The organism is Cupriavidus sp. C2SS-8b (genome assembly GCF_057073745.1).
The window spans coordinates 1620673-1638338 of sequence record NZ_CP172716.1 but is presented as its reverse complement, the minus strand read 5'-3'; the positions used below and the strand labels follow the sequence as shown (position 1 = coordinate 1638338).

18 protein-coding genes are annotated in these 17666 nt (G+C 67.5%); 6 read left to right on the top strand and 12 right to left on the bottom strand.

From position 1 onward, the window contains the following. Nucleotides 1-13: 13 nt before the first annotated feature. The 3 genes from ACIGJB_RS07540 to ACIGJB_RS07530 all read right to left on the bottom strand — a co-directional run bounded on the left by ACIGJB_RS07540 (nucleotide 14) and on the right by ACIGJB_RS07530 (nucleotide 3107). Entirely contained in the window at nucleotides 14-1300 is a 1287-nt protein-coding gene (locus ACIGJB_RS07540; RefSeq protein ID WP_483732075.1) for a cytochrome c, read from the bottom strand. A gap of 55 nt (nucleotides 1301-1355) precedes the next feature. Next, nucleotides 1356-1541, bottom strand: coding sequence for a DUF2970 domain-containing protein (locus ACIGJB_RS07535; protein WP_483732074.1), 186 nt, complete (start codon nucleotides 1539-1541; stop codon nucleotides 1356-1358). Nucleotides 1542-1655: 114 nt separating this feature from the next. Next, the gene (locus ACIGJB_RS07530) at nucleotides 1656-3107 is read right to left on the bottom strand and encodes an ABC transporter permease/substrate-binding protein (protein WP_483732276.1); all 1452 of its coding nucleotides are present in this window, start codon (nucleotides 3105-3107) and stop codon (nucleotides 1656-1658) included. A gap of 232 nt (nucleotides 3108-3339) precedes the next feature. Here ACIGJB_RS07530 and ACIGJB_RS07525 point away from each other — a divergent pair, with 232 nt between their 5' ends. The 4 genes from ACIGJB_RS07525 to ACIGJB_RS07510 are packed head-to-tail and all read left to right on the top strand — an operon-like array spanning nucleotide 3340 to nucleotide 6935. Next, nucleotides 3340-4338 carry a LysR family transcriptional regulator gene (locus ACIGJB_RS07525; protein ID WP_483732073.1) on the top strand — a complete coding sequence of 333 codons (999 nt, stop codon included), beginning with the start codon at nucleotides 3340-3342 and terminating at the stop codon, nucleotides 4336-4338. Then, the gene (locus tag ACIGJB_RS07520) at nucleotides 4331-5791 is read left to right on the top strand and encodes a SidA/IucD/PvdA family monooxygenase (RefSeq protein WP_483732072.1); all 1461 of its coding nucleotides are present in this window, start codon (nucleotides 4331-4333) and stop codon (nucleotides 5789-5791) included. Before ACIGJB_RS07525 ends, ACIGJB_RS07520 begins: the two co-directional genes overlap by 8 nt. Before the next feature lie 26 nt (nucleotides 5792-5817). Further along, nucleotides 5818-6348, top strand: a complete 531-nt coding sequence (locus ACIGJB_RS07515) for a CMD domain protein (RefSeq protein WP_483732071.1) — start codon at nucleotides 5818-5820, stop codon at nucleotides 6346-6348. Next, nucleotides 6345-6935, top strand: a complete 591-nt coding sequence (locus tag ACIGJB_RS07510; protein WP_483732070.1) for a peroxidase-related enzyme — start codon at nucleotides 6345-6347, stop codon at nucleotides 6933-6935. Before ACIGJB_RS07515 ends, ACIGJB_RS07510 begins: the two co-directional genes overlap by 4 nt. Nucleotides 6936-6963: 28 nt before the next feature. Here the strand turns inward: ACIGJB_RS07510 and ACIGJB_RS07505 are convergent, their stop codons facing one another. The 5 genes from ACIGJB_RS07505 to ACIGJB_RS07485 all read right to left on the bottom strand — a co-directional run bounded on the left by ACIGJB_RS07505 (nucleotide 6964) and on the right by ACIGJB_RS07485 (nucleotide 12853). Next, entirely contained in the window at nucleotides 6964-7299 is a 336-nt protein-coding gene (locus tag ACIGJB_RS07505; RefSeq protein WP_483732069.1) for a cupin domain-containing protein, read from the bottom strand. A 14-nt stretch (nucleotides 7300-7313) separates the two neighbouring features. Then, a complete protein-coding gene (locus tag ACIGJB_RS07500; RefSeq protein ID WP_483732275.1) occupies nucleotides 7314-10604 on the bottom strand; it encodes a DNA translocase FtsK in 3291 nt (1096 codons plus the stop codon). Nucleotides 10605-10733: 129 nt separating this feature from the next. After that, entirely contained in the window at nucleotides 10734-11297 is a 564-nt protein-coding gene (locus ACIGJB_RS07495; protein ID WP_483732068.1) for a DUF4136 domain-containing protein, read from the bottom strand. A 30-nt stretch (nucleotides 11298-11327) separates the two neighbouring features. Beyond that, nucleotides 11328-11738, bottom strand: a complete 411-nt coding sequence (locus ACIGJB_RS07490) for a DoxX family protein (RefSeq protein ID WP_483732067.1) — start codon at nucleotides 11736-11738, stop codon at nucleotides 11328-11330. 167 nt (nucleotides 11739-11905) lie between these two features. Further along, entirely contained in the window at nucleotides 11906-12853 is a 948-nt protein-coding gene (locus ACIGJB_RS07485) for a LysR family transcriptional regulator (protein ID WP_483732066.1), read from the bottom strand. A 152-nt stretch (nucleotides 12854-13005) separates the two neighbouring features. Here ACIGJB_RS07485 and ACIGJB_RS07480 point away from each other — a divergent pair, with 152 nt between their 5' ends. Further along, on the top strand, nucleotides 13006-13626 hold the full coding sequence (locus ACIGJB_RS07480) for an FMN-dependent NADH-azoreductase (RefSeq protein ID WP_483732065.1): 621 nt from the start codon (nucleotides 13006-13008) through the stop codon (nucleotides 13624-13626). 157 nt (nucleotides 13627-13783) lie between these two features. Next, the gene (gene egtB / locus ACIGJB_RS07475) at nucleotides 13784-15073 is read left to right on the top strand and encodes an ergothioneine biosynthesis protein EgtB (protein ID WP_483732064.1); all 1290 of its coding nucleotides are present in this window, start codon (nucleotides 13784-13786) and stop codon (nucleotides 15071-15073) included. A 12-nt stretch (nucleotides 15074-15085) separates the two neighbouring features. On the opposite strand, the gene ACIGJB_RS07470 is transcribed toward egtB, so the two are convergent. The 4 genes from ACIGJB_RS07470 to ACIGJB_RS07455 all read right to left on the bottom strand — a co-directional run bounded on the left by ACIGJB_RS07470 (nucleotide 15086) and on the right by ACIGJB_RS07455 (nucleotide 17651). Next, the gene (locus tag ACIGJB_RS07470) at nucleotides 15086-15475 is read right to left on the bottom strand and encodes a YkvA family protein (protein WP_483732063.1); all 390 of its coding nucleotides are present in this window, start codon (nucleotides 15473-15475) and stop codon (nucleotides 15086-15088) included. 29 nt (nucleotides 15476-15504) lie between these two features. Next, nucleotides 15505-16251 (bottom strand): ankyrin repeat domain-containing protein, encoded by a 747-nt coding sequence (locus ACIGJB_RS07465; protein WP_483732062.1) that lies wholly within the window; start codon nucleotides 16249-16251, stop codon nucleotides 15505-15507. Then, nucleotides 16244-17038, bottom strand: a complete 795-nt coding sequence (locus ACIGJB_RS07460; protein ID WP_483732061.1) for a TatD family hydrolase — start codon at nucleotides 17036-17038, stop codon at nucleotides 16244-16246. The genes ACIGJB_RS07465 and ACIGJB_RS07460 overlap by 8 nt, the downstream gene beginning before the upstream one ends. A 217-nt stretch (nucleotides 17039-17255) precedes the next feature. Further along, nucleotides 17256-17651, bottom strand: a complete 396-nt coding sequence (locus ACIGJB_RS07455) for a PilZ domain-containing protein (RefSeq protein ID WP_483711290.1) — start codon at nucleotides 17649-17651, stop codon at nucleotides 17256-17258. Between the last annotated feature and the right edge of the window lie 15 nt (nucleotides 17652-17666).

Genomic DNA, 17666 nt, shown 5'->3' with positions numbered 1-17666 from the left:
CGTAGCGGGCGTTTCAGCGGGTCGATTCCAGCTCGCGCCGGCGCGCGGCAACGGCCGCTTCGCCGACCGGCGCGGCGCGGTTGCCCCAGCTGCCGCGGATAAAGGTGAGCACGTTGGCCAGTTCCTGGTTGTCCAGGGTCCAGCCATAGCCGGGCATGTGATAGTCGGTCGGCGCGGTGTCGACTCGCGCGGTCACGGCGCCATTCAGCAGCAGGTTGACGAGCGATGCCGGGTCCGGATCGGCGACGGTCGGGTTGCCGGCCAGTGGCGGGAACACGCGCGCGAAGCCCTTGCCGTCGGCGCCATGGCAAGGCATGCAGAACTGCGAATACTGGCGCGAGCCGGGACTATCGAAGCGGCCCTGCAGCAGGCGCGGCGCCGTCGACGGATCATGGCGGAACGGTGCGGTCTCGCCGCGCGCGCCAGGCAGCGACTTCAGGTAGACCGCCACGGCGTCGAGGTCGGCCGGGGCCATGTACTGCGTAGCCGTGGCGATCACGGTGGACATTGGCCCGAAAGAAGTCGCGTGCGCATTGCGCCCGGTGCGCAGGAACTCCGCGATTTCCGCGCGCGACCATGCGCCCAGCCCGGTGACCTGGTCGCCGGTCAGATTGGTCGCGGACCAGCCTTCGACGCTGGCGCCTGACAGGAAGCGCTTGCTGCGCTCGTCCAGGCCCTTTTCGGCATACAGCCACCCCCGCGGCGTATGGCACGCGCCGCAATGCGCCACGCCCTGCACGAGGTAGGCGCCACGGTTCCATTCCGCGCTCTTCGCGGCATCGGTGCGGACCGGCGAACAGCTTAGATACAAGGCATTCCACACCACCAGCAGCGGGCGCATGCTGTACGGCCAGCGCATCTCGGCATCGCGGTTGCGCTGGCTGACGGGGGTGACGCCGGCCCGCATATAGGCATAGAGGGCTGCCACGTCTTCGGGCCGCATGCGCGCGTAGGACGGATAAGGCATGGCCGGATAGAGCCGCCTGCCGTCGCGCGCCACGCCCTGGCGCACCGCGCGGTCGAACTGCGCCAGCGAGTAGCCGCCGATGCCGGTCGCGTCCGGCGTGATATTGGTCGAATAGAGGGTGCCCGCCGCCGTGCGGATCGGCAGTCCGCCGGCAAACGGCTTGGCGGCATCGCTCGTATGACATGCCACGCAGTTGGCGATGCGCGCAAGATAGCGGCCGCGCTCGACGTCGGCCGTGGCGCCCGGCGTCGCCGCGGCAGCGGGGGCAGCGCCACCCAGCAGGCCGGCGAGCAGCGTGGCGGCGGTCAGCAACCGCCTTGCGGGGAAAAGCATGGTGCGTCCAGATCTTGTTGTTATAGGGGTTCAGCCCTGACGATGGCCGCCAGCCTCAGGCGCTGGTTACCGCAAACTTTGCCACCAGCACCAGGCATAGCACCAGCCCGGCGGCCAGCGTCACACCGGTCAGGATCAGCGGCACCGGCCGCATCGTCTCCAGGTCACGCTGGTGCTCCTGGCCTTTGCGCAAGCCAAGGAAGCCCCATAGTACGGTGCGGACCAGTCTCAACGGGTTCATTGGCTACCTCCTTGTTTCGCCTGGCAGCCACTGCGGCGCGCTGCCTGTCCTGGCGCCGATTATCGGCGCCAGCCACGGAACATGACAGCATCAGATATCGGAGATTCTTGCATATCAGATGGCCGGCTCGCTCCGCTCGTGGCGGCCCAGCGTCCATTCCAGCGCTTCAAACCCGGCCTGCACGACCAGCGCCAGCACGGCGGCCGGAATCGCCCCGGCGAGCAGCAGCACCGTGTCGTTGAGCGCGAGACCGGTGGCGATGCGTTCGCCATAGCCGCCCGCGCCGACGAACGCGGCAATGGTCGCCGTGCCCACGCTGATGATGGCCGCGGTCTTCACGCCAGCCAGCACGACCGGCAGCGCCAGCGGCAGTTCCACGTAGCGCAGCACCTGGCTATCGCGCAGCCCCAGCGCTCGCGCCGCGTCGCGCATGCCGGCGGGGATCTGCTGTAGCCCGATGCAGGTATTGCGCACGATGGGCAGCAACGCGTAGAGGAACAGCGCCACCATCGCCGGCCAGACACCGATGCGCCCCAGCAGCGGGATCAGCATGGCCAGCAGCGCCAGCGACGGTATCGTCTGGAGCACGCTGACCATGGCCAGCACCCCCTGCCCCAGCCGCCGGCGTCGCGCCGCGACGATGCCCAGCGGCACGCCCGCGAGCGTGGCAGCCACTACCGCACCGGCCACCAGGCCCACGTGGCGGCGCGTCAGCCGCAGCGTGTCCGGGCCGAGCAGCGCCTGCATCAGGCCACCCCGCTCTGCCCGCTGCGCCGCATGGCCGGACAGGAAGCCGCGCGCGATCGCGGCAAACGACTGCCCGTCGATCTCGGCGGCCGCGTTCATCGCCACCATGTCGGCGGCGCTGATGCGCCCCGCCAGGGACTGCAGCGATTGCCACGCGGCCGGGAAGCGGCGCGGCACGTCGAGCCGGTAGACCACCACGGCGTCATAGCGCGGGAAGAAGTGCAGATCGTCTTCCAGCACGCGCAGCCGGTACTTGCGGATCTTGGCGTCGGTGGAATAGATGTCGATCGCGTCGACCTGCCCCGCCGCCAGCGCCTCATAGGCGACACCATGATCCAGTCCGACCGGCTGCTGCGGCAGCCCGTAGCGGCGCGCCAGTCCCGGCCAGCCGTCGGCCCGGCCCAGGAATTCGTGCGACAGGCCGAGCCGCAACCGCGGCTGCCGCGCCAGGTTGCTCAGCTTGCGCAAGCCGTCGGCACGCGACTCCGGCACGGCCAGCGCATAGGTGTTCTCGAAGCCCAGCGCGATGCCCGCGCCCAGTCCCATCGGCGCCAGGGCCTGGTTGATCTGCGCCAGCGTCGCGCTGGGCGGCAGTTTCAGGATCTCGCTCGCGAGCGTGCCCGTGTAGTCCGGATAGAGGTCGATGCTGCCGGCCCGCAGCGCCGCGAACACGATCGCCGTATTGCCGAGCCCGGCCTGGTGGCGCGCGTCGCCGGCCGCCTGCGTCAGCACTTCGCCAAGGATGTAGGACTCGGTAAAGCGCTTGGAGCCGACGCGCAGGACGTCGCTGCCCTGTGCCCGGCACACGCCTGCCAGCATCAGCAATAACGCCAGCAGCAGGCCGGGAAGCCAGCCAGGCACGCGTGCGGGAACGCCACTGCGGCGGAAAAGTGACAAGGCAGCTCCTGCGAGCATGGGTCGGCCGATGTGCATCCGGCATCTCTACATCATAGGCGTGCGCGTGCGCATGACGTCATAGTGAAATAGTATTTGCCATACGTATAATGAATCGACAAGAATCCATTATTCGCATACACGATCCTTCGCCCCCATGGAAATCCGGCAACTGGAAGCCTTTGCAGCGGTCGTCACGACCGGCAGCGTCACCGCTGCCGGACGCCTGCTCGGCCGTTCGCAGCCGGCCATCACCCGGCTCATCCAGGAACTGGAAGGCGAACTTGGCTTTGCGCTGTTCACTCGCAGCGGCCCGCGCGTCAGCCCAACCGAGCAGGGTTTCCTGCTGTATGAGGAGGTCGAGCAGACGCTGGCCGGCTTGCAGCAGATCCGTACCCGTGCCGCCGCCCTGGCGCGCGGCGATGGCCGTCCGCTGCGGATTGCCGCCACGCCGGCGCTGTCGGCGGGCTTGCTGCCCGCGGCGCTGGCACTGGCTTTCGGGCGTGGGCTGTGCTCGCCCGAGCGCGTGGAAATACAGAGCGTGTCGCCCGAGCAAGTCGTGCACGCGGTGCTGACCGGCGCCGCCGAGATCGGCCTGAACAGCCTGCCACTGGAGCATCGTGGCGTGAATGTCCACTGGATCGGCCAGGCGGCTTGCGTGGCCGCCATGCGCGCAGACGATCCGCTCGCGGATGGCAAGACGGTGCGGCTGGCGGACTGCCGCCAGCGCCGCATCATCACCATGCAGAACCCGTACCGGCTGCGGCGCCGCACCGATGCCGCGTTTGCCAGCGCCGGCATCGGCGCGGCGGGCGTGATCGACACCAATACCTCGATCAACGCACTGACGCTGGTGCGCGCCGGGCTCGGCATCGCCGTGCTCGAACCCGTGACTGCACGGGGACTGCCGCTGACCGATATTGCCGTGCGCCCGCTCGATGTGGACATCCCGTTCTATTTCGGGGTGATCACGCCCCAGGCGCGCCCGGCCAGTGCGGTCGTGCTCGGGTTGGTAGATGTATTGGCCGAGGCGTCCGCCTCCCTGCTGCCCGATTTCATCCGCCGCGATCCGTCCGAGCACGGCGCCCTGCTCCAGTCGCTGTATGGCGACGGCGCCGCCCCAACCGAGAATCCTGAATCACTGAGCCATGACTGAATCCGACCCTCCACGCGGCCAGGCCGGCCTGGCCGCGCTCGAAGCCCGCCTGCGCCAGGACCTGGCCTGGCTGGAACTGCCCGCCAAGGCCTGGACCATGCCGCGCACCCACGACGGGCAAGCCGTGCTCGACGTTGCCGTGATCGGCGGCGGCATGGCCGGGCTGGCCGTCAGCGCCACGCTGAAGCACCTGGGCATCCAGGCTTGCACGTTCGACCAGTCTCCGGCCGGCCTGGAAGGGCCGTGGGCCACCACCGCGCGCATGGAGACGCTGCGCTCGCCCAAGCAGCTCACCGGCCCCGCGCTCGGCCTGCCGGCGTTGACGTTCCGCGCATGGTTTGAAGCCCAGTACGGCAACGAAGCATGGGAAGCGCTCGACAAGATTCCGCGGCTGCAATGGATGGACTACCTGCGCTGGTACCGCCAGGTGCTCGATCTCGATATCCGCAACGAGCATCGCGTTGAACAGGTGCTGCCGCGCGCGGACGGCCTGGTCGCGCTGTCGATGACGACGCCCGAAGGCGCGCGCGCCGTGCTGGCGCGCCGCGTGGTGCTGGCCACTGGCCGCGACGGACTCGGCGGCGCCTACGTGCCCCCCATCGCCGCGCACCTGCCGCGCCAGCTGTGGGCGCATTCGTCCGATGAAATGGTTTACAGCGCTCTGCGCGGCAAGCGCGTGGGCGTGGTCGGCGCCGGGGCTTCGGCCATGGACAGCGCCGCCACCGCGCTCGAAGCCGGCGCCGCCAGCGTGGACATGCTGATCCGCCGCGCGGACATTCCGCGCGTCAACAAGAGCAAGGGCGCGGGCAATCCCGGCCTGACGCATGGCCACTATGGGCTGCCCGACGAATGGAAATGGCGCCTGCGCCATTACATCAACAGCCAGCAGGTGCCGCCGCCGCGCGGCAGCACGCTGCGCGTATCGCGCCATGCCAACGCGCGCTTCAACCTGGACTGCGCGCTCGACGCCATCGACGTGGACGGCGACGTTTTGCGCGTGCGCACGCCCAAGGGCGTGTTCGAACTGGATTTCCTGATCTTCTCGACCGGGTTCCGCATTGCGCTGGAAACGCGCCCGGAATTCGCTGCCTTCGCGCCCCAGATCCGCTTCTGGCGCGATCGTTTCACGCCGCGGTCGGGACAGGAGGATGGCGAACTGTCCGATTCGCCCGACCTTGGCCCCGCCTTCGAATTCCAGGAGAAGACGCCTGGCGCCTGCCCCGGGTTGTCGCGCATCCATGCGTTCTGCTATCCGGCCGCGCTGTCGCACGGCACGGTGTCCGGCGACATCCCCGCCATCAGCGACGGCGCCAGGCGGCTGGGCCAGGGCATTGCCGGCCTGCTGTACCAGGAAGACGTTGAACTGCACTACGCCGCGCTGCAGGCCTATGCCGAGCCTGAAGTCTTCGGCGACGAATGGGTGCCGGCGCCGGCGCCCGCACTGAACACCTGAATCCACCCCGAACCGTGACAAACACCATGAGCCAAGCCCCCACGCCGCCGGACCTGATCGACGCCATCACCGGCCTGCAGCCCGGCAGCACCACGCACGCGCTGCGCCACAAGCGCGACAAGGTCGTGGCCGCCACCCAGGGCAGCTATGACGCCCTGTTCGATCCGGCGCTGCCCGGACTGACGCTGGCCGAACGCCTGCTGGTCGCGCTCTACGCCGCGCGCCTGACGCCATCGCCGCGACTGGCCGATCATTACCGCGCGCGCCTGGCGGTGGCTGGCGTCGATGCCGCGGACGTATCGGTTGCCGACCAGGGCAGCCCCGCCGACGCGGCCGACCCGCGCCTGCGCGCCATCCTGGCGTTCACGCGCACACTGATCGAAAAGCCCGTGGAGGGCGACAAGGCCGCGCTTGAAGCGCTGCCTGCCGCGGGCCTGAGCACGCCGGCAGTGGTCACGCTGGCGCAGCTAATTGCCTTCCTCTCGTACCAGGTGCGGCTGGTTGCCGGCCTCGATGCACTGAAGGCGCTGAACGACAACGCAGGAGCGCAAGCATGAGCGAGATCATCAAGGCCCACGGCTTTACCAATGAAGTGCTGGACTGGAAGGCCTGGCTCGACGTCGTCGAACTGGACCAGGCCACGCCGGAGCAGATGGCCGTGCTCGACGACAGCCATCCCAAGGCCAGGGTGCAAGACTATTACCGCTTCCTGGTGCACCAGCCCGAGATCCTGCGCCAGCGCTCCACGGCGTTCAACGCGATCATGTACGCGCCCGGCGGCATGCCGCGGGCCGAGCGCGAGCTGGCGACCACCGTCGTGTCGCGGCTCAATGGCTGCGTCTATTGCGCGTCGGTACACGCGCAGCGTTTCGAGCAGTTGGCCAAGCGCAATGACGTGATCAAGGAAGTGTTCGAGGATCCGCGTACGGCGGGCACGACCGAACGGGAGAAGGCGATTGCAAAGTTCTCGATCGCGTTGACCGAGGACCCTGCGGGCGTATCGGCGCAGAGCCTGGCGGCGTTGCGCGAGGCCGGGATCAGTGATGCCGAGATCCTCGACCTGATTCATTCCGTGGCGATCTTTGCCTGGGCGAACCGGTTGATGTTGAATCTGGGGGAGCCGGTGTTTTCGGTGGCGGACTGATTGGTTGGCCGGCGCCCCTTCCGCAGGGTTACGCCGGCTGGCAATGGACCGCCAGCCATACCGTCGGCATGGCGGCATCCGTCCATGCCACGCGATGCCGGCAATGCGCCGGAAGATGCAGCCAGTCGCCAGGCCGCATCACGCGCGGGGCGGCATCGCCCTCGCACTCCAACCCGGCGCTGCCGCTGAGCAGCAACACCCACTCATCCTCTGCGCTGTCGTACCAGAAGCCCGGCGGGCTGGCCTGCCCATTGGAGATGATCCGCTCGATCTTCAATCCGGGCCGCTCCAGCAGGGACTGGAAGATTTCGTCCGGCGCCCCCACGGGTACGTCGGCGAACAGGTTGCCCTGGCCAAGGCTCATGACAGCTCCCGGTTTCAGTCGCCCGGCCCGGGCGCGAGCACGTCGCGCGCGCCGTTGCGGCCCATCGGCGAGACCAGGCCCGCGGCTTCCATCTGCTCGATCAGCCGTGCGGCACGGTTGTAGCCGATGCGCAGCTGGCGCTGCACCGCCGAGATCGAAGCGCGGCGCGTGTTGAGCACGAACGACGCGGCTTCGTCATAGAGCGGATCGGCCTCGCCATCTCCGCCGCCGTCGCCAAACAGGTCGCTGGCACCGCCCTCGGGCGTATCGCCCGCGAGAATGCCCTCATCGTAGTCGGGCTCGCCGAACTGCTTCCAGTGCTCGACCACGCGGTGCACTTCCTCGTCGGCGACGAAGGCGCCATGCACGCGCTGCGGATAGCCGGTGCCCGGCGGCAGGAACAGCATGTCGCCCTGCCCCAGCAAACTTTCGGCGCCCATCTGGTCAAGGATGGTGCGCGAATCGATCTTGGACGACACCTGGAAGGCCACGCGCGTCGGGATGTTGGCCTTGATCAGGCCGGTGATGACATCGACCGACGGACGCTGCGTGGCCAGGATCAGGTGGATGCCGGCGGCACGCGCCTTCTGCGCCAGCCGCGCGATCAGTTCCTCGATCTTCTTGCCGGCCACCATCATCAGGTCGGCCAGTTCGTCGATCACCACCACGATCAGCGGCAGCGTGGACAGTGGCTCCGGCGCGTCGGGCGTCAACGAGAACGGGTTGGGCACCTTCTGCTCCGCCGCCTCGGCCGCGCGGATCTTCTGGTTGTAGCCGGCGAGGTTGCGCACGCCGAGCGCCGACATCAGCCGGTAGCGCTTTTCCATCTCGCCCACGCACCAGTTGAGCGCGTGCGCGGCCTGCTTCATGTCGGTCACCACCGGCGCGAGCAGGTGCGGAATGCCTTCGTAGACCGACAGTTCCAGCATCTTGGGGTCGATCATGATCAGGCGCACATCCTCGGGCGTGGCCTTGTACAGCATCGACAGGATCATGGCGTTGACCGCGACCGACTTGCCCGAGCCCGTGGTGCCGGCTACCAGCAGGTGCGGCGCGCGCGCCAGGTCGGTGACGACCGGATGGCCGGTGATGTCCTTGCCCATCGCCAGCACCAGGCGCGAACTGTGCGACTGGAACGACGAGGCGCGCACGATTTCGGACAAGCGGATCATCTGCCGGCGCGCATTGGGCAGCTCCAGGCCCATGCAGGTCTTGCCGGGGATGGTCTCGACCACGCGGATCGAGGTCACGCCGAGCGCGCGCGCCAGGTCCTTCATCAGCCCGACCACCTGCGCACCGCGCACGCCCATGGCGGGCTCGACTTCGAAGCGCGTGATCACCGGACCGGCGCTGGCGCCGACCACGGCGACCGGCACCTTGAATTCCGACAGGCGCTGCTCGATCAGTTCCCGGGTCTCGCGCAAACGTTCCTCGGATACCTGTTCGGTCGGGTCGACCGCCCCCTCCAGCAATTCGGCCGGCGGCAGGCGGTAGTCGACCACGACGCGCGGCGCGGGAGCCGGTGCGGCAGGCACGGGCTGGACGGGTTGGGCCGGTTGGACCTGTGGCGCCACCTGGGCGTTCAGCGCGACGGTCTTGCCGACCACCGCAGGCAACACGATGCGCGGCTTCGCCGCAGGCAGCGCGGGTGCTGGTTCGGGGTCCGGCTCCGGTTCCGGTTCCGGTTCGGGCAGCGCCGCAGATTCAGGCCCGGACGCGCCCAGCAGGACATTGGCATCGACGAGCGTTTCCGCTTCGGACGCATCTTCCACCGTGGTCTCGGGAAGCGGGCCGTCTTCCATGATGAATTCCGGCGCGGCTTCCGGGACGGACTCCACGTCTACAACCTCTACCTCGGCTTCGACTGCAACCTCAGCCTCGACGACAACCTCGACGTCGACGTCGACGTCGACGTCGGCTTCGGCTTCGGCTTCGGCTTCGGCTTCGGCTTCGGCTTCGGCTTCGGCTTCGGCTTCGGCTTCGGCTTCGGCTTCGGCTTCAACGGCGAGATCGGTGCGAGGGGAAGGTTCCCCGGCATTCGTCATTTCCGGCAAAGGCGCTTCGACCGCCAGCGTGGCAGAGGCCTGTCCGTCACCAGCGAGCACGGGGCTGACGGCCTTGCGCGACAGCATCTGCAACTCGGCGAGCAATTGCAGGGCTTCTTCCCGGATGGCTTCCAGCGTGGCCTCGTCGCCTTCAAACCCGTCCACGTCGACAGCTTCCGCAACGGCGTCGGCGGCCTGCTTGCTCGACGCGTCCGTTGACGCCGTCATTTCCGCCATAGCCGGCTCGGCCACGGCAACGGCGACATCGGTTGCCGTTTCTGCGACTGCAGCAGCAGCCTCGGCAGGCGTTGCAGTGACCACAGCTGCCGCTGGCACCGCCGCGGATGCCAGCGCAGCGGGCGCCGCGGCTTGCTTTGCCGGGACAACAATTGCCGCGGCTCGTGCGGGGTTAGCGACTGCCGATGCCTCGGGCAAGGTCGTGATGGCGGCGCGCACGATGGGCTGCGGCTGGCGTGGCGCGTTGCTCACGACATTGGCTCGCGCTGTCGTGGCCGCACGGGATGCTGCAGCAGGTGTCGACGTGGCCGCCGCCGCGGCGGCGGCCTGCAGGCTGATTGGGCGGCGCGGCTGCGGAGCCTGCGTGGCGCGTGGCGTCATCGGCTCGGCCACAGGCGGCGTGGCCGGGCGCGCTGGCGGCTTCACCGCGCCCGGCGATTCGGCCTGATGCAGCCAAAGCTCGCCTGGCTGTGGCGGCGACTCGCGCGTGCGCGGCGGCGGCTGCCAGGCGGGCTGGCGGCGAGCCGAAATAGCGTCGAAACTGCGGTGGCGCCCCGATGGCGCATTCCAGTTGCCGGACGTGGCGCCGCTATGGGGCGCGGATTCACGGCGCTCCGGTTCCCGCATCGGCTGGGTCGCCACGAATTCCGCGGGCTCGTCTTCGGCACGCGGCGCGCTGCGCGGCTTGCGCAGCAGGAACAGGCTGCGCCACGTTTCGCCGAATACCATCGGCGCGGCCAGCGCGAGGACGCCCAGCATCAGCAGCAAGGCAGGCGTCCAGCCAAACAGATTCCCGACCATGGCGCCAAGCGCGCGCCCTGCAGAGCCGCCCGCGCTCCCGCCTTCGCCGCCGGTCAGCGCCTCGAGCGTCGCGCTCGCGCTGAGCACGATCAGCGTACCGAGCCAGACCCGCAGCGAACCGGGGCCGGCCAGGCGCCGTTCACCCGCAAGCAGTCCACCGAAGAGCCGCCACACCAGCGGCACCAGCCAGAGAGTCGAAAATCCGAACCAGCCAAAACCCATGATCGCCATGCCACGTTCAAAACTACGGGCAGCGATTGTAGCGTTTAAGCAGACCGGCCATGCCGTCGGGCCGCGCAATAATGCGCAAGTTTTCGTAAGCGCGGCGCGACGGCAACAGGGCGCCCTGCCCTACTGGCCGGCGCGGAACGGGTACTTGGCGAAGATCTGGCCCACCACCTTCTCGATGCGCTGCTGGATGTCGGTCTGGTTGCTCGTGTCCACGCTGCCCACGGCGACGCCCTCCCAGACCAGCTTCATCGCCTTGCGGTCGACCAGGTCGATGTTCAGCGTGCCCTCGGTATAGGTGTAAACGTCGTTGGAGAAGCCGTAGCCAGGCCACGGGGCATAGAGTCCGCCGCGATACCCGTAGTAGCCCATCATCGGTGGAGGCGCCGGGGTGACCTGCACCTTCTCCTGCATGCGCGCATTGAAGTTGACCAGCAGGTCGGGCGACTGCGCGTTGTACTGGTAGCCGCGCGACGTCATCTCGCGCTGCACGGCGCCCTTGAGGTACTGCGTCGTCAGGCTTTCATAACCCTGCCGGTCCGTGCCCGGGTTCTTCACGAAGCCAAAGCTGCGGTACGCGTCGAAATTCACGCTGCGGTTGTAGTCGGTCTTGATGTCCGGCGCGCTGGCGCAGGCGGTCAGAAGCACCGACGCCATGGCAACGGTCCAGCTTCTTGGAGCCTTCACGATACGTCTCCAGCAAGGGGCGGCCATAGCTTAGTTCCACCGGCCGGCACCACCCACGCCCAGCCTGCCTCCGCCGATCAGCATCAGCGTCAGCCCGGCCGCCAGGTACATGCCCTGTAGTTCCAGTTGCCAGCCACCGGTTTCATTGAGCATGCCGATCTGCTTGAGGTGCACCAGCCCGATCGCGAACAGCATGTTCACGACGATGATCAGCGCCGCCACACGGGTCCAAAGGCCGATGATCAGCAGCACGGGCGCAATGACTTCACCGAAATAGACGCCGTAGGAGACCCAGGCCGGCAACCCGGCCTGCGTGGCGGTCTGCTCGACGAAGCCCACGCCGCCCTTCAGCTTGGCAATGCCGTGCATCAGGATCAGCGCGCCCAACACAATGCGCAACACAGCCTTGCCCAAGTCCTGCGAACCCTGAGAGCCGCTCATGGCCATCCTCCTTGCCGGTTGAGAACAGTCGGAGCACCCGGAAGCAGGCCGGCCGTTGGACGGCCAAGCGGCTTCGCCCGCACGCAAGGGGCTCGCCCATGTACCTTAGTGCGCCCCAGCGTGAAGGTAAAGGCGCAAGAAGGCGGCAACCGATTGCGGCCGCGCCGTCAGACCACGCGGTGCATCGACGGCGGCTTGGCCTCATGCATGCCGACCTTGCGCGCGTTCTCGGGCAGGATCTCGCTGAGGAAATCCAGGAAGCGCCGCACCGCCGGGGTCACGCCCTTGCGCGACGGGAACACAGCGTGCAGCGTGCCCACGGGCATTTCCCATTGGGGCAGCAGCAGCTCCAGTTCGCCACGGTCGATCGCATCGCGGCAGTACATGCGCGGCAGCATGGCCACGCCGATGCCGGCAATCGCCGCCTCGCGCAGCAACGCGAACTCGTCGGTCACCAGGCGCGGATCATAGGAAATCTGGATGGTCTCACCGCTCTTGCAGCCAAGAATCCAGACGTGCTTGCCGTCGTGCGGCTTCTGGCCGACGCCCGGCATGCCATCCAGTGCCTGTGGCGTGCGCGGCCGGCCGATGCTGTCGAGCAGGCCGGGACTGGCCACCAGCATGAGCTGGCTTTCGCCGAAGGTGCGCACGGCGAGGCTGGAATCTTCCATGATTTCCCGCACGCGCAGCGCCAGGTCATAGCCTTCGCCGATCACGTCCACGCGGCGGTTCGTGGCCTCCAGTTCGATGCGCACGGCCGGGTTGGCCCGCATGTAATGGCCGATCGCCGGCGCCAGCAGGATCTGCGCAATCGCCACCGGACAACTCACGCGCAGCGTGCCGCCCGGCTGGTCGCGCGCCTGCTCAATCACTTCACGCGCAGCCTGCGCCTCATTCAGCATGGCCCGGCAGCGCTCGAAGAAGGACTCGCCCAGCGGCGTCACGCGCACTTGCCGCGTCGTCCGCCGCAACAGCTGCACCCCCAGGTCCCGTTCGAGCTGCGCGATACGCCGGCTCAGGCGCGACTTGGGAATCCCCGTGGCCCGGCTGGCCGCTGAAAAGCTGCCATGCTCGACCACTTGGGCAAACAGCGACAAATCGTTCAAGTCCTGCATGTAGACACCTCCGCCTGCGCAACGTGACACGCATTAACGGCGCGCCGGTCGTTGCACGAATAGAACAATTATTTGCATTTTGCCTCACTACCGATACCAATGGCCAGCCGCTATCTTTCTTCCATCGCAACCGCACCTTAGTGGAGAAAGTCATGAACATCCTGCAGATCGATTCGAGCGTTCTTGGTGGCAATTCCGTTTCCCGCAACCTGACCGCCAGCGCCGTGGCCGACCTGGTCGCCGCCAACCCTGGCGCCAAGGTAACCGTGCGTGACCTGGACCAGGACGCCCCGGCGCACCTGTCCGGCAACCTGCTGCCCGTGCTGGGCGGCCCGAAGGACGGCCTGAACGCCGTGCAGGAAGCCGAACTGCAGCGCACCGAAACCTGGCTGGCCGAATTCCTGGCCGCCGACGTGCTGGTGGTGGGCGTGCCGCAGTACAACTTCGGCATCCCGAGCCAGCTCAAGGCCTGGATCGACCGCATCGCCCAGGCCGGCCGTACCTTCAAGTACACCGAGACCGGCCCGGTCGGCCTGGCCGGCGGCAAGCGCGTGATCGTCGTCTCGTCGCGCGGCGGCGTGCGCCAGGACCCCAATGAACTGGACCTGCACGAGAAGACCGTGGATGTGGTGTTCCGCTTCCTGGGCATCACCGACATCACGTACGTGCGCGCCCACGGACTGGCCATGGGTCCGGACGCTCGCGAAGCCGGCCTGAGCAGCGCCCGCACGGAGATCGCCGCTCTGAACGACGGCGCCCGCCTGGCGGCCTGACCGCGTGGCGGCACCGGCTCGCCGCGACGGCGGATCGAGTCTATGATGGATGCGGGGCGCTACGGCGCCCCGCGTGCCATTTGGCGACGTCACTGGCCGGCCTGCAACGGCCAGACGCGTCCTTCGCCTCAGTCATCGACCGATCCCGGGAGCCCGCATGACTTCAGCCCTGTTGCCAGCCGCCGCCATCCACCCGCCGCACGAACCCGCCTTGCTGGCGCAGTACCGGCACATCCGGTCCGCGACCGAAGCCATGGTCGCCGACTTGTCGGATGCCGACGCCACGCCGCAGTCGATGGAAGAGGCCAGCCCGGCCAAATGGCATCTGGCCCACACCACGTGGTTCTTCGAGGAATTCGTGCTGGCCGCCCGCATGCCCGACTACGAGCCGGTCGACCCCGACTACCGCTTCCTGTTCAACTCCTACTACGAGTCCGTCGGCCCGCGCTATCCGCGCCCGCGCCGCGGCCTGCTCACGCGGCCGTCGCTGGACGAGATCCTGGCCTACCGCGAAGCCGTGGACGAATCGATGCTGAGCCTGCTCGGCGCCGCCCAGACCGATGCCGAAGCCGCCCTGATCACGCTCGGGCTGCACCATGAGCAACAGCACCAGGAACTGTTGCTGACCGATATCCTGCACCTGTTTGCGCAGAATCCACTGCGGCCCGCGTTCGCGCCGGACCTGCTGGAGCCGGTGGTCGCCGACCCGCGCCCGGCCCCGGACTGGGTCCGCTTTGACGGTGGCGTGGTGGAGATCGGCCATCGCGGCGAGGATTTCGCCTTTGACTGTGAAGAGCCGCGCCACAAGGTGTTCCTGCAGCCCTATACGTTGTGCTCGCACCCGGTCAGCAACCGCCAGTGGTTCGAATTCATCGACGACGGCGGCTACCAGACTGCGGGGCTATGGCTGTCGGACGGCTGGCGCTGGGTGTGCGAACAAGGTATCCACGCGCCACTGTATTGGGAGGAGCGCGATGGGACCTGGTGGCAGATGACGCTGCGCGGCATGCATCCGGTCGACCCGGAAAGCCCGGTCACGCATATCAGCTTCTACGAAGCCGAGGCCTTTGCCCGCTGGGCAGAGCGCCGTCTGCCGACCGAAGCGGAATGGGAACACGCGGCCCGCAACCTGCCGGCGACGGGGAATTTCATCGAGGGCCGCGTGCTGCGGCCGCTGCCGGACCGGCAGAACACGTCCGGCGTGCTGCGCCAGATGTTTGGCGATGTATGGGAATGGACCGGCAGCGCCTTCCTGCCCTACCCGGGATTCCAGCCGAGCGCCGGCGCTGTGGGTGAATACAACGGCAAGTTCATGAGCAGCCAGATGGTGCTGCGCGGCGGCTCGTGCGTGACGCCCGAATCGCATATCCGGGCCAGCTATCGCAACTTCTTCTATCCGCACCAGCGCTGGCAGTTTACCGGCGTGCGCCTGGCGGACGACGCCTGAACCCGGGCGCGTTCAGCGGCCCGACCACCAGCGCCAGCCTAGCCACGCCAACAAGGCCCAAACCAGCACGATGGCCCCCGCCGCCCACAGGTTGCGGGGGCGCGCTTGCTTCGACGCCTGCCAGGTATCGGCCTGCGCACGGCAATCCGCCTTCACGGCAGCGGGCACCAGCCGGAAGGCCAGCCAGATCCCAGCCGGCACCAGCAGGACATCATCGATATAACCGAGTACCGGGATGAAATCCGGGATCAGGTCGATCGGGCTGAACGCATAGGCCACCACCAGCACCGCCAGCAGCCGCGCGGCCAGCGGCGTATCCGGATGACGGCTGCAAAACCAGAGCATCACGAGGCTGGACTTCAGGCTGCGCGCCCACTGCCGCAGGCGTTGGCTCAGCGACATCGCCCCTGCCCTTGTCCCCGTCGGAGACATTACTTGCCGCTGGCCGGCGCGGCCTTGATCGGCTGGCCGCCAGGCTGCGCCACGGGCGCCTTCAGCGGCGGTGCGGCGACGATTGGCACCTGGGGATACAGCTTCTGCCAGCGCGACTTGAGGCCATTGGCGATCTCGGCCTGGTTATAGCGCTCGGCAAAGTCGATCACCGTCATGCCCTGCTGGTTCTTGAGCCGCATGTCCGCGCCTTCGTCGAGCAGCAGCTTCACGGTCTCGATGTGGCCACCGCGTGCGGCCATCATCAGCGGCGTGGTGCCGTTCGGGCTTTCGGCGTCGATGTAGGCGGCGTGGTCGACCAGGTACTTGACGACATCGTTGTGGCCGGTGGTGGACGCATAGTGCAGCGGCGTCCAGCCGGTCTTGTTGACCTCGGCCTCCATGTCGTCAACCATCAGCTTGACCATGTCGAGTTCGCCCTGCAGCGAGGCGATCATCAACGGCGTTTCGCCGGCGGGGTTGGCCTTGTCGAAGTCGATGTCCTTGGCCTTGATCAGCGCCGTCGCGGCTTTCAGGGACTTTTCCCGCAGTGCCACGATCAGCGCCGGCTCCCCGCGACTGTCGACGATATTGGGATCGATGCCGCGGCCCAGCAGCTTCTGCACGGTGCGCGCGTCGTCGAATTCCACGGCCTTGCGCATGTCGTCGGCCGGCGCGGCCCAGGCCAGCGCCGCGCATCCGAGCAGCATGGCGCCGGATAGCGCGCGGAGTGATTTCATGTCAAACATGAGCTTCCCTGTTGATGTGCTTGAAAAGCTTGAAGAAATTGTCGGTTGTTTGCGCAGCGAGCTGTTCCACCGGAATGCCGCGCAGATTGGCAATGAACTCGCCCACATGGCGCACCCAGGCCGGCTCGTTAGTCTTGCCGCGGTACGGCACCGGCGCCAGGTATGGTGAATCGGTCTCGATCAGCATGCGGTCCAGCGGCACCTTGCGGGCGGTTTCCTGCAGGTCCGCCGCACTCTTGAACGTGACGATTCCCGAAAACGAAATATGGAAGCCTTGGTCGAGCGCCTGTTTCGCGACGTCCCAGGTTTCCGTGAAGCAATGCATCACGCCGCCGGCCTCGCGGGCGTTTTCTTCGCGCATGACGCGCAGCGTGTCGTCCGCAGAGGAACGGGTATGGATGATCAGCGGCTTTCCCGTCTGCCGTGCCGCGCGGATATGCGTGCGAAAGCGCTCGCGCTGCCATTCCATATCGGCGATGCTGCGGCCGTTCAGGCGATAGTAGTCGAGGCCGGTTTCGCCGGTGCCCACCACGCGCGGATGCGCGGCGAGTGCCAGCAGGCGCTCCAGCGTGGGCTCCTCGCCCTCTTCGTAGTCCGGATGCACGCCGACCGAGGCGTACAGGTTCGGATGCTGCTCGGCCAGCGCCAGCACGCGCGGAAAGTCTTCCAGCGTCACCGAGATGCAGAGCGCATGCGACACCTGGTTGGCGCGCATATTGTCGAGCAGTTCGGGCAGACGGGCGGCCAGGTCGGGAAAATCGATATGGCAGTGTGAATCTACAAACATGGGAAAAACCTCTGTACTGCGACCCAGGAACCGGAAGCCGGCTTGCCTGGCGGGACGCTACGGAAGACTGCGCCGACTCGGCCGTCGCCACGCGCGACGCGAACGGGCTGCTGCAGAAAGCAACGGTACCGGGCCTGTCGCCGGCACCATCGACTTACAGGAAAATTCAATAAATATTCTTTAATATCACCCAGTTACAAAGCAATCTTCGCAACCATCATAAAGTCTGGGTTGGCCGCCCGGATTCCAGCTGCTTGCCCAGGATTTCCTCCACGGCACGCCGCAGGTTGCGGCCATTGTCGTCATCAGGGAAATGCACGCCAACGCCGGGCGTCTTCATCGGCGTGCCCGGCGGCGTGATCCAGGCAACATGACCGGCGACCTGGTATTTCTGCGGACGGTCCAGCAGCGACAGGACCAGGAACACCTGTTCGCCCAGCCGGAACGGCCGGTTCGACGGCACAAAAATGCCGCCGCGCGCCAGGAACGGCATGTACGCGGCATAGAGCCCCGCCTGGTCCTTGATCGACAAGGACAACACGTTCGGCCGCGATGGTGCGCCACCCATGGTGGCGGTGGCCCGCCCCGGTATGGTTGCGACTTCTGCATTCATGACTGACCCCTTTTT